Source organism: Kitasatospora sp. NPDC051705, from assembly GCF_044453265.1.
Taxonomy (GTDB): domain Bacteria; phylum Actinomycetota; class Actinomycetes; order Streptomycetales; family Streptomycetaceae; genus Kitasatospora.
In genome coordinates, this window is record NZ_JBITCO010000003.1 from 128,205 (window position 1) to 144,136 (window position 15,932).

General features: G+C 72.9%; 12 protein-coding genes. 4 read left to right on the top strand and 8 right to left on the bottom strand.

The features are described from left to right. Positions 1-197 precede the first annotated feature (197 nt). Positions 198-491, bottom strand: a complete 294-nt coding sequence (locus tag ACIA8Q_RS05460; RefSeq protein ID WP_360210205.1) for a hypothetical protein — start codon at positions 489-491, stop codon at positions 198-200. A gap of 135 nt (positions 492-626) precedes the next feature. Between ACIA8Q_RS05460 and holA the strand changes: the two genes are divergently transcribed. Beyond that, positions 627-1,625 carry a DNA polymerase III subunit delta gene (holA, locus tag ACIA8Q_RS05465; RefSeq protein ID WP_360210203.1) on the top strand — a complete coding sequence of 333 codons (999 nt, stop codon included), beginning with the start codon at positions 627-629 and terminating at the stop codon, positions 1,623-1,625. A 211-nt stretch (positions 1,626-1,836) separates the two neighbouring features. Here holA and ACIA8Q_RS05470 read toward each other — a convergent pair whose 3' ends face one another. The 3 genes from ACIA8Q_RS05470 to ACIA8Q_RS05480 all read right to left on the bottom strand — a co-directional run bounded on the left by ACIA8Q_RS05470 (position 1,837) and on the right by ACIA8Q_RS05480 (position 3,757). Further along, the gene (locus tag ACIA8Q_RS05470; RefSeq protein WP_360210201.1) at positions 1,837-2,664 is read right to left on the bottom strand and encodes a hypothetical protein; all 828 of its coding nucleotides are present in this window, start codon (positions 2,662-2,664) and stop codon (positions 1,837-1,839) included. 362 nt (positions 2,665-3,026) lie between these two features. After that, positions 3,027-3,296, bottom strand: a complete 270-nt coding sequence (rpsT, locus tag ACIA8Q_RS05475; RefSeq protein WP_196951699.1) for a 30S ribosomal protein S20 — start codon at positions 3,294-3,296, stop codon at positions 3,027-3,029. 155 nt (positions 3,297-3,451) lie between these two features. Then, positions 3,452-3,757: an antibiotic biosynthesis monooxygenase gene (locus ACIA8Q_RS05480; RefSeq protein ID WP_360210199.1), complete on the bottom strand. Its 306-nt coding sequence runs from the start codon at positions 3,755-3,757 to the stop codon at positions 3,452-3,454. Positions 3,758-3,988: 231 nt separating this feature from the next. On the opposite strand from ACIA8Q_RS05480, the gene lepA reads away from it, so the two are divergent. Beyond that, positions 3,989-5,857, top strand: coding sequence for a translation elongation factor 4 (gene lepA, locus ACIA8Q_RS05485; protein ID WP_360210197.1), 1,869 nt, complete (start codon positions 3,989-3,991; stop codon positions 5,855-5,857). A gap of 112 nt (positions 5,858-5,969) precedes the next feature. Here the strand turns inward: lepA and ACIA8Q_RS05490 are convergent, their stop codons facing one another. From ACIA8Q_RS05490 to ACIA8Q_RS05505, 4 genes are all read right to left on the bottom strand, one after another. Beyond that, complete coding sequence (locus ACIA8Q_RS05490; protein WP_360210195.1) at positions 5,970-7,049, bottom strand: FAD-dependent oxidoreductase; 1,080 nt, start codon at positions 7,047-7,049, stop codon at positions 5,970-5,972. Positions 7,050-7,250: 201 nt separating this feature from the next. Then, the gene (sigJ, locus tag ACIA8Q_RS05495) at positions 7,251-8,333 is read right to left on the bottom strand and encodes an RNA polymerase sigma factor SigJ (protein WP_360210193.1); all 1,083 of its coding nucleotides are present in this window, start codon (positions 8,331-8,333) and stop codon (positions 7,251-7,253) included. A gap of 93 nt (positions 8,334-8,426) precedes the next feature. Beyond that, positions 8,427-10,325, bottom strand: a complete 1,899-nt coding sequence (locus ACIA8Q_RS05500) for an ABC transporter ATP-binding protein (protein WP_360210214.1) — start codon at positions 10,323-10,325, stop codon at positions 8,427-8,429. A 170-nt stretch (positions 10,326-10,495) separates the two neighbouring features. Further along, positions 10,496-12,229, bottom strand: a complete 1,734-nt coding sequence (locus ACIA8Q_RS05505; RefSeq protein WP_360210191.1) for an ABC transporter ATP-binding protein — start codon at positions 12,227-12,229, stop codon at positions 10,496-10,498. Between the two features lie 416 nt (positions 12,230-12,645). On the opposite strand from ACIA8Q_RS05505, the gene ACIA8Q_RS05510 reads away from it, so the two are divergent. Both ACIA8Q_RS05510 and hemW read left to right on the top strand, forming a co-directional pair. Next, positions 12,646-14,577, top strand: coding sequence for a long-chain fatty acid--CoA ligase (locus ACIA8Q_RS05510; RefSeq protein WP_360210190.1), 1,932 nt, complete (start codon positions 12,646-12,648; stop codon positions 14,575-14,577). A 91-nt stretch (positions 14,578-14,668) separates the two neighbouring features. Beyond that, entirely contained in the window at positions 14,669-15,898 is a 1,230-nt protein-coding gene (gene hemW, locus ACIA8Q_RS05515) for a radical SAM family heme chaperone HemW (protein ID WP_387897648.1), read from the top strand. The last annotated feature ends 34 nt before the right edge of the window (positions 15,899-15,932 follow it).

Here is a 15,932-nt window from a genome sequence, read left to right on the forward strand (position 1 = left end):
GGGGCGGCGCCCCGCCCCCCGGCCCCCCGGGCCGGGGGGGCGGCCCCCGGGGGGGGGCCCGGCCCCCCGCCGCACAGGGCCCAGCTCGATGCTCGATGCCAGGGTTCCAGGGCTTCGAAGTTCCACGACTCCTGGGCTCGGAGCCACGTGGCCCGGGCCCGGGGCTCACCGGCTCACCCGTTCGTCGGGGTCGGGGATCAGCCCGCTTCGCGCCAGCCCTCGTACTCGGCGGCGAGGGCGTCGAGGGCGCCGAGTCGGGCCGGGGTCCAGCCGTCCTCCGGGGGTTCGACGACGACCAGCCACTGGGCGTCCTCGGCGTCGTCCTCCCCGGCCAGGGCGTCGCGGACGATGTCGAGCTCGCCGAGGTCGGGGTGGGTCGCGCTGAGTTCCTCGGAGGCCTCCTCGGCGGCCTCGCGGTCGGGCAGGACGAGCAGTTGCCGGGCGTGCGGGTCGTCGACGACCGGCAGGTCGGTGGTGTGGTTCTCGGTCACCGGACCATTCTCCAGGTCGGGCGCGGGCCGGTGCGGCCGGGGAGGGCGAGCCCGCCGGGCTGCCCGGTGGGCCGGGTGGGGTGGGCCCGGCGGCCCGGCGGGGAGTGTCCGCGCCCCGTGGGATGCTGGTAGGCGATGGCCAGGAAGAGTGCACCCGACGACCTGCTCGCCCCGCTGACCCTCGCGGTCGGCCAGGAGGAGCTGCTGCTGGACCGCGCGGTCGCCCAGGTGGTGGCGGCGGCGAGGGCGGCGGATCCGGACACCGACGTGCGGGATCTGCCCCCCGGTGGCCTGCAGCCCGGCAGCCTGGCCGAGCTGACCACGCCGTCGTTGTTCGCGGAGCGCAAGGTGATCGTGGTCCGCGCCGCGCAGGACCTCTCCGCCGACTCGGTGAAGGAGGTCAAGGCGTACATCGAGTCGCCCGCCGAAGAAGTGATCGTGGTGCTGGTGCACGCGGGCGGCGCGAAGGGCAAGGGCCTGCTGGACGCCGGGCGCAAGGCCGGCGGTCGTGAGGTGGCCTGCGCCAAGCTGGCCAAGGCGAACGAGCGGTTGGCGTTCGTCCGGGGCGAGTTCCGCACGCTGGGCCGTTCGGCCACCCCGGAGGCCTGCCAGGCGCTGCTGGACGCGCTCGGCAGTGACCTGCGCGAGCTGGCGGCCGCGTGCAGCCAGCTGACCTCGGACGTCGAGGGGACGATCGACGAGACGGTGGTGGCCCGTTACTACAGCGGGCGGGCCGAGGCGACCGGCTTCGAGGTGGCGGACCTGGCGGTCACCGGCCGGGCCGCGGAGGCGCTGGAGCGGCTGCGCTGGGCGCTGGCCGTGGGCCAGCCGCCGACCGGCATCACCTACGCGCTGGCCTCCGGGGTGCGCAGCATCGGGCGGTTGGCGACCGCCGGGCGGAACATGCGCCCGGCCGACCTCGCGCGCGAGTTGGGCATGCCGCCGTGGAAGGTGGATCGGGTCCGCCAGCAGATGCGCGGGTGGACGGGTGACGGGGTGGCCACCGCGCTTACCGCGATCGCCCAGGCCGACGCCGCCGTCAAGGGCGGTTCGGACGATCCCGCCTTCGCCCTGGAGCGTGCGGTGGTCGCCGTGGCCCGCGCCTCCCGGGCCGGGTCCCGCCCCGCCTACTGACGCCCCGGTCGGCATCCTCGACCGGCACCCCACCCGACACTCCGACCGGCACCCCACCCGACACTCCGACCGGCACCCCACCCGACACTCCGACCGGCACCCCCGCCAACGGCCTGCCTGCCGCGCGGGCGCCCACCGGGCGTCCGCGGCCCGACCCCGGCCTCACCTCCGGCCCCGTCCGCGCCCCGGACGTCCGGCGGTGCGGCGACGGCTACTTGTGCATCGAGCGGACGGCGTTGCGGGCGTCCGTCTGCAGGGCGGACCGCAGGTCGTCCCTGGACGGCACCTTGCCCTTGCCCTCGGTGTAGCTGGCCGAGTAGGAGATGTAGAACGTCATCCCGCCGTCCCGCACGTCCACTTCGGCGCTGATGCTGTGCCAGGTCTTGTCCGAGCTGCCCGCGTCGTCCTTGTACAGGAAGTACGCCTCCTCGCCGATCCCCGGGACGTCGGTGACCTGGTAGTCGCGCGCCCGGTAGACCTCCTTGGCGGCGGCGAACTCGGGTGCAGGGTTGACCGCCTTGTGCAGGTCGGCGCGCAGGTAGACGGACGCGTAGTCGGTGTCGGAGCTGCTGGCGCCGGTGCGCTTGAGCGACATCGAGCAGTTCATGCTGTCCAGGGCGGGGTGCCGGTCGCTGTGGTGGGTCGGCGGGCTGGTGTCGGATGCGCTGTAGGTGGTGAGCAGGCTGGAGGGCTTGCCGGTGGTGCAGAAGTCGTCGGAGACCTGGTAGGCGCTCACGCTCCGGGGCGAGGAGTCGGTGCTGACCACGCCGGGGACGACGAGCACGGCGGTGGCCCAGCCGGCCGAGGCGAGCAGGGCGCCGACGAAGGCCCAGACGGTGTTGCGCCGCAGGTTTCCGCCGCCGGGGCGCCCGGGTGTGGGGTGGCCCGGTGCGGCGGCTCCCGGGAGGAGGCCGCCGGGTGCGGGCGGCAGCAGTCCGGTCGGCGGTCCGAAGCCCGGCGACGCGCCCGGCGCGGGCGTGCCCGCTCCGGCGACCGGCCCCGGTGCCTGCTGCGGGAAGCCGTATCCCGGCCGGTTCACCGCTCCCGGGTGCGGCTGGGCCCCTGGCCGGGCTCCGGGCTGGGCCCCCGGCTGTGGCTGAGGCTGCTGCGGCGGTGGTGGTGGCGTCGTCATGGAGTCAGTCCCCCTCGGGCCCGGTGTCGTGGTGCTCCCCGCACCTCCGATCGCGCGTGACCAGACCATAGCGGCCGGACCGCGGAACGCGACAGGCGCCGCGGCCGGCCTCCGGGGAGGAGGTCGGCGGCGACGCCTGTCGTACTGCTCTGTGCACCGCACCCGCGTGGCGAACGCAGGCCGCGTACGGTGCGAGTCTCGCGCGCCTCAGGGGTCCGGGTAGAGGGCCGGGGCGTCCCGAGGCGGTGGGGGCCGGGGCCCCCGGGGCGTCAGGCCTGGGCGGCCGCGTTGACGCGCTTGGTGATGGCCGACTTCTTGTTGGCGGCCTGGTTGGCGTGGATGACGCCCTTGCTCACGGCCTTGTCGAGCGCCTTGGAGGCGGCGCGGGCCAGCACGACGGCCTTCTCGGTCTCGCCGGCGGCAGCGGCCTCACGGGCCTTGCGCAGAGCGGTCTTCAGCGAGGACTTGACGGCCTTGTTGCGCAGGCGCGCCTTCTCGTTGGTCTTGTTGCGCTTGATCTGGGACTTGATGTTCGCCACGAAGGAGCCTCAGTCTTGTCTGAAAAGGATTGAACGGGCTGCACCGGCGGCCGCCGGTCCTGCTGAGAGGGCATGCCGGGGCCAGGTGCAGCTGACCACGCTACCAGGGGGCCCGCCGCCGACCCAAACCGGCCGCGGCCGGAGCCCGGGTCCGGTCAGGCCCGCAGCACCGGCTCCCCGTAGTGCTCGACCTCCGGGAACGGCCGGTAGAAGCGGTGCAGCAGCTCCCGCCAGCGCTGGTACTCGGCGGAGGTGCGGAAGCCCTCGGTGTGGTCGGTGAGGGTCTCCCACTCGACCTGGAGGAGGAAGCGCGAGCCGCGGCCCTCGTCGAGGCAGCGCCGCAGTTCCAGGGAGCGGAAGCCGCGCTGGACGGCGATCAGGGGACGGGCCTCGGTGAAGGCGGCGAGGAATTCGTCCTCCTGGCCGGGCAGGACGTCGAGCAGGGCGCTTTCCAGGATCATGGCGGGCCATCCTGCCGTTCCGGGGACGTTCCGCGGAAGGCGGGGGAGCGCCCCACGGGCGCCCCGGGAGCGCCTCGGGGGCGGTCGGGGCGGACCGAACGGCGGCCGGTGCCGTGGTCGTGGGAGGATGGGGGGACTATTTCGATCGGACGAGACTGTCCGGTCCCCGGGAAACCGGTCAGCGATGATCCGGACACCCCCGGCCCCGGACCAACGGAGAATCGGACCAAGGTGCCCGCGACCCCCAGCAATGTGCCAGAGCCCAGCCGTACCGACCCGGCGCTGATCCGCAACTTCTGCATCATCGCCCACATCGACCACGGCAAGTCGACGCTCGCAGACCGGATGCTGCAGATCACCGGCGTCGTCGACCCGCGGCAGATGCGTGCCCAGTACCTCGACCGCATGGACATCGAGCGCGAGCGCGGCATCACGATCAAGTCGCAGGCGGTCCGCCTCCCGTGGGCGCCGAAGACCGGTCCGAACGCCGGGACGACGCACATCCTCAACATGATCGACACCCCGGGTCACGTGGACTTCACGTACGAGGTGTCCCGTTCCCTCGCTGCCTGCGAGGGGACCATCCTGGTCGTCGACGCGGCCCAGGGCATCGAGGCACAGACCCTCGCCAACCTGTACCTGGCGCTGGAGAACGACCTCACGATCGTCCCGGTGCTGAACAAGATCGACCTGCCGGCAGCCCAGCCGGAGAAGTACGCCGCGGAGATCGCGCACATCATCGGCTGCGACCCCTCGGACGTGCTGCAGGTCAGCGCCAAGACCGGTCTCGGCGTCGAGGACCTGCTCGACCACATCGTCAACACCGTCCCGGCCCCGGTCGGCGTCAAGGACGCCCCGGCCCGCGCGATGATCTTCGACTCGGTCTACGACTCCTACCGCGGCGTGGTCACCTACGTGCGTGTCGTGGACGGTCAGCTCACCAAGCGCGAGCGGATCGCCATGATGTCCACCGGCGCGACCCACGAGCTGCTGGAGATCGGCGTCATCTCGCCGGAGCCGAAGGTCGCCGACGGCCTGGGCGTCGGCGAGGTGGGCTACATCATCACCGGTGTGAAGGACGTCCGGCAGTCCAAGGTCGGTGACACGATCACCTCGATGCACAAGGGTGCGACCGAGGCGCTGGGCGGCTACAAGGACCCGCGCCCGATGGTGTTCTCCGGCCTCTACCCGCTGGACGGCTCGGACTACCCGCTGCTGCGCGACGCCCTGGACAAGCTGCGGCTCAACGACGCGGCCCTGGTGTACGAGCCGGAGACCTCGGTGGCGCTCGGCTTCGGCTACCGCTGCGGCTTCCTCGGCCTGCTGCACCTGGAGATCATCCGGGAGCGCCTGGAGCGCGAGTTCAACCTCGACCTGATCTCCACCGCCCCGAACGTGATCTACCGGGTGATCATGGAGGACGGCACCGAGCACACCGTCACCAACCCGAGCGAGTTCCCGACCGGCAAGATCGCCGAGGTCTACGAGCCGGTCGTGCGCGGCACCATCCTGGCGCCCAACGAGTTCGTCGGCGCGATCATGGAGCTGTGCCAGTCCCGCCGCGGCAACCTGCAGGGCATGGACTACCTGTCCGAGGACCGGGTCGAGCTGCGCTACACCCTGCCCCTCGCCGAGATCGTCTTCGACTTCTTCGACCAGCTGAAGTCCAAGACCCGCGGCTACGCCTCGCTCGACTACGAGCCCATCGGCGAGCAGAGCGCCAACCTGGTCAAGGTCGACATCCTGCTGCACGGCGACGCGGTGGACGCCTTCTCCGCGATCGTGCACAAGGACAAGGCCTACGGCTACGGCGTGATGATGGCCGGCAAGCTGCAGAAGCTGATCCCCCGCCAGCAGTTCGAGGTGCCGATCCAGGCCGCCATCGGCTCCCGGGTGATCGCCCGTGAGACGGTCCGCGCGATCCGCAAGGACGTCCTCGCCAAGTGCTACGGCGGTGACATCTCGCGCAAGCGCAAGCTGCTGGAGAAGCAGAAGGAGGGCAAGAAGCGGATGAAGATGGTCGGCCGCGTGGAGGTCCCGCAGGAGGCCTTCATCGCCGCGCTGTCCACCGACGCCGAGGCGCCCAAGGACAAGAAGTAACCGCAGGCGACCGAAGGGGCCCGGGCATCCGCCCGGGCCCCTTCGCGCGTCCCGGGCCTCTTCGCGCGTCCCGGTCCGGTCCGGCAGGTGGCCGCCGCCGGGCCGCCGTGGGCTACTTCAGCGCGCCGTAGACGCCGCCGACGATCGCCGCCTTGGCCAGCCGCCCGGCCGTGCCGGTGAGCACGGTGGGCCGCATCGAGTCGTCCGCGTGGATCAGTTGGAGCAGCCCGTCGTGCCGGCCCAGGCTCACGCACTGCGCGACGTACTTGAACGAGTACGGCGCCGTGGTGGCCCCGTCGAGCAGCTTGCCGAGGTAGCGGCCCATCGGCAGGGCGGTGGCGCAGCCCATCCGCAGGGTGCCGATGCCGGGCAGCGTCACCGCGGCGGCGTCGCCGACCACGTGGACGTCCGGGTGGGAGACCGACCGCAGCCGGTCGTCGACGACGGCCCGGCCGCGGGCGTCCACGGCCAGCCCGGCCTCGGCGGCCAGCGGGTGGGGCTCCAGCGAGGCGGCCCAGACGGTGACCTCGGCGTCGACCGGGCCGGTGGTGGTGCGCAGCCCGTCGGCGGTGACCGCGGTGACGGTGGCCTGCTCGTGGACGGTGACGCCGAGCCGGTCGAGGGCGCGCAGGACGTGGGCGCGGCCCCTGGGCGAGTAGATGCCGCCGACCTGCCCGGCGGCGACGATGTGCACCCGCCACTGCGGGTGGCTCTCGGCGAGTTCGGTGGCCAGTTCGATGCCGGTCGGTCCGCCGCCGACCACGGCCAGGGTGCCGGGCCGGTCGGCCGTGCGCAGCCGGTGGTCGATTTCGGCGGCCTGCTCGGCGGAGTACGCGTGCTCGGCGGCGCCGGGGACGTCGTGCCAGGCGGTGCGGCTGCCGAGGGCGTAGACGAGGGTGTCGTAGCCGAGGGTGGTGCCGTCGTCGAGCCGGACCCGGTGGTCGGCGAGGTCGATCCCGACGGCCCTGGCCCGCCGGTGGTCGACCTGCCGGCCGCGGACGAGGTGGCCGATGGTCGGCCACTGCCGGCCGTGACCGGCCGCCGTCTCGTGCAGGCGGACCCGGTGGAGCAGCCGCTCCTCGGGTGCGACCAGGGTGACGGGGCGCCGCTTCCCGGCGCGCTTGGCGACGCTGAGGCCCGCGTAGCCGGCTCCCAGTACGACGATCCGCTGGTGGGTGGTGGTGCCGCTCATCTCGTCCGCCTCCATTCGGTGCGCCCGCGCGGAGCGCTGTTCGGGAGGGGGACGACGCGGCCGGCGGGAGTGTGACGGTGACCCGTGTCACATCCCGGCCGGGCCGCCGTCACGCACGCCGGCCGGGCCCGGGCCACACGCCGGCCGGGCCGCCGTCACGCACGCCGGCCGGGCCGCGGTCACACGCCGACCGGGCCGTCGTCACACGCCGATCGGGTCGATGTGGCCCAGCTTCTCCGGGTTGACCACCACGTACGCCTGGGTGATCCGTCCGTCGGCGACGTCGAGGGCGACCACGCCGCCGACGGTGCCGGTGGCCTTCTCGTACCAGACGATCCCCGGCTCGCCGTTGACCTGGGCGAAGCCGAAGCCGTGGTCGGGGGTGGACCACTTGGTGACCAGTCCGACCACCAGCCGGGCCACGTTCCAGGCGCCGAGGACGGGGCGGGCGGCGGCGCGGACGATGCCGCCGCCGTCGGCGTGCCAGACCACGTCCGGGTCGAGGACCTCCAGGAGGGCCTGGAGGTCGCCGCGTGCGGTGGCGGCGGCGAAGGCCTCGACGGCCTGGCGGTGCTCGGCCGGGTCGGCGCCGGTGCGCCGACCGCCGTCGCGCACCCGCCGGCGGGCCCGGGAGGCCAGCTGCCGGGTGGCGTCGGGGGTGCGGTCGAGGGAGGTGGCGATCTCGTCGAAGCCGACGGCGAAGACGTCGTGCAGCACGAACGCGGCCCGCTCGGCCGGGGTGAGCTGCTCCAGCACGGTGAGCAGCGCGAGCGAGACGGACTCGCCGCGTTCGGCCAGGTCGGCGGGGGAGTCGGGGGCGGAGGCGTAGGAGACGGACGGCTCGGGCAGCCACTCGCCGTAGTAGGCCTCGCGGCGGGCCCGGGCGGAGCCGAGCTGGTCGTAGCAGAGCCGGGTGACGACGGTGGTCAGGAAGGCGCGCGGGTCGTGGACGGCGGTGCGGTCGGCGGCCCGCCAGCGCAGCCAGGCGTCCTGCAGGACGTCCTCGGCGTCGGTGAACGAGCCGAGCAGCCGGTAGGCGACGGAGCCGAGGTAGCGCCGGTTCGCCTCGAAGGCGTCCGGCGCGCGGTCGCCGCCCGTGTCCCCGTCCGTGTCGTCTGCCGTGTCGTGCGCCGTGTCGCCGACCCCGGCGCGGGCGGTCCCGGTACCGGCGGTCCCGCCCCGGGCGGTCGCGCCGCCGGGCTCGCCGCCGGTCCCGCCCGTCCTGCCCGTCCCACCGGCCGTGTCGTCGTCACCGGCGGCCCTGGCCGCGTCCTCGGAGATCACGGGCCCACGGTAGCGAAGCCGGTGCGGAACGCGAAGGGCCGGGGCGGTGGAGTCCCGCCCCGGCCCTCCGGCCGTCCCCCGTGCCCGTCCGGGTCAGTCCACCTCGGCCACGGCCTCCGCGAACTGCGCCTGGTACAGCCGCGCGTACGCGCCGTCGGCGGCGATCAGCTCGTCGTGGGTGCCCTGTTCGACGATCGAGCCGTTCTCCATCACCAGGATCACGTCGGCGTCCCGGATGGTGGAGAGCCGGTGGGCGATCACGAAGCTGGTGCGGCCGGTGCGCAGCCGGGCCATGGCCCGCTGGATCAGCACCTCGGTGCGGGTGTCGACGGAGCTGGTCGCCTCGTCCAGGACGAGGATCGACGGCTGGGCGAGGAAGGCCCGGGCGATGGTGATCAGCTGCTTCTCGCCGGTGCTGACGCCGGTGCCCTCGTCGTCGATGACGGTGTCGTAGCCGTCCGGCAGGGTGCGCACGAAGCGGTCGACGTGGGCGGCCCTGGCGGCCTCGACGACCTGGTCGCGGGTGGCGCCCTGGGCGCCGTAGGCGATGTTGTCGGCGATGGTGCCGCCGAACAGCCAGGTGTCCTGGAGCACCATGCCGATGCCGGAGCGCAGCTCCTCGCGGGACATCGCGGAGATGTCGACCCCGTCGAGGGTGATCCGCCCGGAGCTGACCTCGTAGAACCGCATCAGCAGGTTGACCAGGGTGGTCTTGCCGGCGCCGGTGGGGCCGACGATGGCGACGGTCTGGCCGGGTTCGACCTTGAGCGACAGGTCCTCGATGAGGGGCTTGCCGGGCTCGTAGCGGAAGGACACGTCCTGGAAGGCGACCCGGCCGTGGACGGTGTCGGGGCGTTCGGGCATGGCCGGTTCGGGGGTCTGCTCGGGGGCGTCCAGCAGTTCGAAGACGCGCTCGGCGGAGGCGACCCCGGACTGCACCAGGTTGGCCATGCTGGCGACCTGGGTGAGCGGCTGGCTGAACTGCCGCGAGTACTGGATGAACGCCTGGACGTCGCCGATGGACAGCGCGCCGCTGGCGACCCGCAGGCCGCCGACGACGGCGACCAGCACGTACTGCAGGTTGCCGATCAGCATCATCGCGGGCTGGATGATCCCGGAGATGAACTGCGCCCGGAAGCTGGAGGCGAACAGCGCCTCGTTGTGCTCGCGGAAGGTCTCGGCGGACTCGCGCTGGCGGCCGAACACCTTCACCAGGGTGTGGCCGGTGTACATCTCCTCGATGTGGGCGTTGAGCTGGCCGGTGGACTTCCACTGCTGGACGAACTGCGGCTGCGCCCGCCGGCCGACCTTGGCGGCGACGACCACCGACAGCGGCACCGAGACCAGGGCGATCACGGCGAGCAGCGGGGAGATCCAGAACATCATGGCGAGCACGCCGACCACGGTGAGCAGCGAGTTGACGACCTGTCCCATGGTCTGCTGCATGGACTGGCCGATGTTGTCGATGTCGTTGGTGACCCGGCTGAGCACCTCGCCGCGGGGCTGCTTGTCGAAGTAGCTGAGCGGCAGCCGGGAGAGCTTGGCCTCGACGTCCTGGCGCAGCCGGTAGCCGGCCCGCTGGATGGCCGTGGTGGCCAGCCGGCCCTGGGCGATGCCGAACACGGCGGAGGCGACGTAGATGGCCAGGACCCAGAGCAGGACGGTGCCGATGGCGCCGAAGTCCATGCCCTGGCCGGGGGTGAAGTCCACGGAGGAGAGCAGGTCGGCGACGCCGCCCTGGCCCTGGGCGCGCAGCCCGTCGACGACCTGGGTCTTGGAGGTGCCGGGTGCGAAGCGGGCGCCGACGACGCCGGCGAAGATCAGGTCGGTGGCGTTGCCGAGGATCTTGGGGCCGACGACGGCGCAGCCGATGCTGACGACGCCGAGCGTCAGCACGCCGGAGAGCAGGGCGCGTTCGGGGCGCAGCAGGGCGAGCAGGCGCTTGCCGGAGCCCTTGAAGTCCATGGACTTCTCGGTGCCCTGGCCGCCCATGAAGCGGCCCGGGCCGGCCGGGCCGCGGCGGGCGGCGGCGGCCTGCGAGTCGCTGGGGAGCTCGCTGCCGGCCGCAGCGGGCCCGCGGCCGGGCGCCTTGCCCAGGTCGGGGGCCTCGCCCGGGTCGGTCTGGTCCTCGGGGGCCTTGTCGGGGGCCTTCTCGGGGGTGGTCACGCCGCCTCCTGCTCGGTGAGCTGGGAGAGCACGATCTCCCGGTACGTCGGGTTGTCGGCCATCAGTTCGCGGTGGGTGCCGGTGCCGACGACCGCGCCCTCGTCGAGGACGATGATCCGGTCGGCGTCGCGGATGGTGGAGACGCGCTGGGCGACGATCAGCACGGTGGCGTTCGAGGTCTCGCGGGCGAGGGCCTTGCGCAGCCGGGCGTCCGTCGCGTAGTCGAGCGCGGAGAAGGAGTCGTCGAAGAGGTAGACGTCGGGCTTGCGGACGAGGGCGCGGGCGATGGCGAGGCGCTGGCGCTGGCCGCCGGAGACGTTGCCGCCGCCCTGGGAGATGGGGGCGTCCAGGCCTTCGGGGAGCTTCTCGACGAAGTCCTTGGCCTGGGCGATCTCCAGGGCGTGCCAGAGCTCCTCGTCGGTGGCGTCGGGCCGGCCGTAGCGGAGGTTGCTGGCGACGGTGCCGGAGAACAGGTAGGGCTTCTGCGGGACGAGGCCGATGCACTCGGCGATCGCGTCGGCGGCGAGTTCGCGGACGTCGACGCCGTCCAGCAGGACCTGTCCCGAGGTGGCGTCGAACAGCCGGGGGACGAGGCCGAGCAGGGTGGACTTGCCGCTGCCGGTGGAGCCGATGACGGCGGTGGTCTCGCCGGGGCGGGCGGTGATGTCGACGCCGCGCAGCACGGAGGCCTCGGCCCCGGGGTAGCGGAAGTCGACGTCGCGCAGTTCGAGGTTGCCGCGGCGCAGCACCTCGGTGACGGGGGCGGCGGGCGGCACGACGCTGGAGGAGGTGGCGAGCACCTCGTCGATGCGTTCGGCGCAGACCTCGGCGCGCGGCACCATCATGAACATGAAGGTGGCCATCATGACGCTCATCAGGATCTGCATCAGGTAGGAGAGGAAGGCGGTGAGCGCACCGATCTCCATGCCGCCGCTGTCGATCCGGTGGGCGCCGAACCAGAGCACGGCGACGCTGGAGACGTTCACCACCAGCATGACGGCCGGGAACATGAAGGACATCAGCCGGCCGACCTGGAGGGCGACGTGGGTGAGGTCCCCGTTGGCGCCGGCGAAGCGGGCCTGCTCGTGGTCGTCCTTGACGAAGGCGCGGATGACCCGGATGCCGGTGATCTGTTCCCGCAGGACGCGGTTCACCGTGTCGATCCGCTCCTGCATGCTGCGGAACTTGGGGCGCAGCGAGCGCACCAGCAGGATGACGACGACGGCGAGGAGCGGGATGACGGCGAGCAGCAGGCCGGACAGCGGGACGTCCTGGTTGAGCGCCATGATGATGCCGCCGACGCACATGATCGGGGCGGCGACCATGAGCGTGAAGCTCATCAGGGCCAGCATCTGGACCTGCTGGACGTCGTTGGTGGTGCGGGTGATGAGCGAGGGGGCGCCGAACTGGCCCATCTCGCGGGAGGAGAAGGTCTGCACCCGGTCGAAGACGGCGGCGCGCACGTCCCGTCCGAAGGCCATCGCGGTGCGGGCGCCGTAGTAGACGGCGCCGATCGAGCAGACGGCCTGGACGAGGGTGACGCCGATCATCACGCCGCCGACGCGCAGGATGTAGCCGGTGTCGCCCTTGACCACCCCGTCGTCGATGATGTCGGCGTTGAGCGTCGGCAGGTAGAGCGCGGCGAGGGTGGACACCAGCTGGAGGGCGACCAGCAGGGCGATCGGTCGGGTGTAGGGGCGCAGGTACGCCCTGAGCAGTCTGATCAGCACTGGCACACTCTTGTCGTCGGCGGGTGGATTCGCACCCCAATTCTCGGTCTTTGGTGCACTCGTACAGGCGATTCACGGGGTGCGAGCCGGAGGTTTGTCCAGTCCTTTGCCGAATCGCCCGGCGGGCCCGGTTGTATCGTTCACGCGGGCCCGGTCGTCAGGTCGGCGGGGGCCCGGTCGTACGGTCCGCGCCGGCCCGTTCCCGCGGGTCGGGCGGGGGTCGCGGGGCGGACACCGGCGCCGCGGGGGCGTGCCAGCTGGCCTCGCCCCCTTACGGAATGACCGGTTTCCCCCTAGGCTGCTGATTGCCCCCTTGTTACTCGCCGGTACCGAACAGGTGAACCGGGGGCCCGGCGACCGCCCCCACGGACGCCGCGACAATCCCTCAGACGGCCACCCGCCCCCGGAGGTCCTCGTTGAGTTCCGCGCAGTCCCTGATCGACTCCGGCAGTGCCGACATCGTCGCCGGGCGTCCCGCCTCCGTCGCCCACCTGTTCCTGGAGCGGGTCGCCCTGACCCCGAACGGCGAGGCCTACCGCTACCCGGCCCCGGTCGACGAGCAGGCCGCGGACAGCGCCCCCGGCGCCGAGCAGTGGCGCTCGCTCACCTGGGCGCAGACCGCCACCCGGGTCAAGGCGGTGGCCGCCGGTCTGATGGCGCTGGGCATCCAGCCGGAGGACCGCGTCGCCCTGGCCGCCTCCACCCGGCTCGAGTGGGTCATCGCCGACCTCGGGAACATGTGCGCGGGCGCCGCCACGACGACCGTCTACCCGAGCACCAACGCCGACGAGACGGCCTTCATCCTATCCAACTCGGGCTCCAGAGCGCTGTTCGCCGAGAACACCGCCCAGCTGGCCAAGGCCGTCGACCAGATCGGGCAGCTGCCCGACCTGCGCACGGTCATCCTCTTCGACGGGCCCGAGCCCGGCGCCGAGGCCCCCGCCACCGGCGGCCTGGAGGTGCTCACCCTCGCCGAACTGGAGCAGCGCGGCGCGGCCTACCTGGAGGAGCACCCGGACGCCGTCGAGAAGGCCGTCGCCGCCCTCGACAAGGAGCAGCTGGCCACCCTCATCTACACCTCCGGCACCACCGGCCGCCCCAAGGGCGTGCGCCTGGTGCACGACTGCTGGGCGTACGAGGGCCGGGCCCAGGAGGCCAGCGGACTGCTGCGCTCCGACGACGTCCAGTTCATGTGGCTGCCGCTGTCGCACGTCTTCGGCAAGACGCTGATCTCCGGGCAGATCGCCACCGGCCACGTGATGGCCGTGGACGGCCGGGTCGACCGGATCATCCACAACCTGCCGGCCATCCGGCCGACCGTGATGGCCTCGGCGCCGCGCATCTTCGAGAAGGTGTACAACGGCATCGCCGGCCGGGCCCGTGCCGAGGGCGGGGCCAAGTACAAGATCTTCCTGTGGGCCGCCAAGGTCGCCCGGGCCCACGCCCGGGCCGTGCAGGAGAGCCGGATCGCCACCGGCACCGGCACCGCCCCGCTCGGGCTGCGGCTCCAGCACGCCCTGGCCGACAAGCTCGTCTACGCCAAGATCCGGGCGGCCTTCGGCGGCCGGCTGCGCGGTGCCGTCTCCGGCAGCGCCGCCCTCGCCCCCGAGATCGGCTACTTCTTCCTCGGCGCCGGCGTGCCGATCCTGGAGGGCTACGGGCTCAGCGAGACCAGCGCCGGCTCCTGCGTCAACCGCGAGGAGGACGTCCGGATCGGCACCGTCGGCCGCGCCCTGCCCGGCACCGAGGTCCGGATCGCCGAGGACGGCGAGATCCTGCTGCGCGGCCCCGGCATCATGCGCGGCTACCACGACCTGCCGGAGAAGACCGCCGAGGTGCTGGAGGCCGACGGCTGGTTCCACACCGAGGACATCGGCGAGCTCAGCGCCGACGGCTTCCTGCGGATCACCGACCGCAAGAAGGACCTGTTCAAGACCTCCGGCGGCAAGTACGTCGCGCCCAGCGAGGTCGAGGGCAAGTTCAAGGCGGTCTGCCCGTTCGTCAGCAACATCCTGGTGATCGGCAACGGCCGCAACTACTGCACCGCGCTGATCGGCCTCGACGAGGCGGTCATCATGCCGTGGGCGGCCGAGCACGGCATGGCCGGCCGGTCCTACGCCGAGGTGGTCGCCGACCCGCAGGTGCACCAGCTGATCGAGGGCTTCGTCAAGCGGCTCAACGCGGACCTGCAGCGCTGGCAGACGATCAAGCGGTTCCACCTGCTGCCGCGTGACCTCGACATCGAGCACGGCGAGCTCACCCCGAGCCTGAAGATCAAGCGCCCGGTGGTCGAGCGGACCTACGCGGACGCCGTCACCGCGATGTACGCGGGCGCCAACGAGGCCTGAGCCACCCGCCCCGTACGGTCCGCGCCCGGTCGCGGGCCGTACGGGGGCGCGGGCCGCACGGGATACCCGGGCCGTACGGGACAATGGGGTCATGCCCTCCGCACTCCCCGACGGCGATCCGGTGCCGTCCGACGGTTCCCTGCCCGCGCACGCCCTGACCGGGCTCGGCGAGCGGCCGTTCGGTTTCTACCTGCACGTGCCGTACTGCGCCAGCCGCTGCGGCTACTGCGACTTCAACACCTACACCGCCACCGAGCTGCGCTCCTCCGGGGCCGTCGCCTCCCAGGAGACCTACGCGGACAACGTGGTCGCCGAGATCCGGCTGGCCCGCAAGGTGCTCGGCCCGGTCGACCTCCCCGTGCAGACGGTCTTCCTCGGCGGCGGCACCCCCACCCTGCTGCCCGCCCGGGACCTGGTGAAGATGCTCACCGCGCTGCGCGAGGAGTTCGGGCTCGCCCCGGACGCCGAGGTCACCACCGAGGCCAACCCGGAGTCCGTCGACCCGGCCTACCTGGCGGAGCTGCGCGAGGGCGGCTACAACCGGATCTCCTTCGGCATGCAGAGCGCCCGCCCGCACGTCCTGCAGCTGCTCGACCGCCACCACACGCCCGGCCGCCCCGAGGCCTGCGTCGCCGAGGCCCGCGGGGCCGGCTTCGAGCACGTCAACCTGGACCTCATCTACGGGACCCCGGGCGAGTCCGACGACGACTGGCGGGCCTCCCTGGACGCCGCGATCGGCGCCGGACCGGACCACGTCTCCGCCTACTCCCTGATCGTCGAGGAGGGCACCCGGCTGGCCGCCCGGGTCAAGCGCGGCGAACTGCCGATGATCGACGACGACGTGCACGCCGACCGCTACCTGATCGCCGAGCAGGCGCTCGCCGCCGCCGGCTACTCCTGGTACGAGGTGTCCAACTGGGCCACCACCCCGGAGGGCCGCTGCCGCCACAACGAGCTGTACTGGACCGGAGCCGACTGGTGGGGCGCCGGCCCCGGCGCGCACAGCCACGTCGGCGGCGTGCGCTGGTGGAACGCCAAGCACCCGGCCGCCTACGCGCAGGCCCTCGCCGAGGGCCGCACCCCCGCGCAGGCCCGCGAGGTCCTCACCGAGGAGGACCGCCGCGTCGAGCGCGTCCTCCTGGAACTGCGCCTCGCCGAGGGCATCCCCCTGGAGCTGCTCACCGCCGCGGGCCGCCGGGCCGCCGACCGCCACCTCGCCGACGGCCTCCTCGCCGCGGGGACGTACGCCGACGGCCGCGCCACCCTGACCCTCCAGGGCCGGCTGCTCGCCGACGCGGTCGTGCGTGACCTGGTGGACTGACGGCCGTTAACGTGGTGTCAGCCGTCGGAGGGAG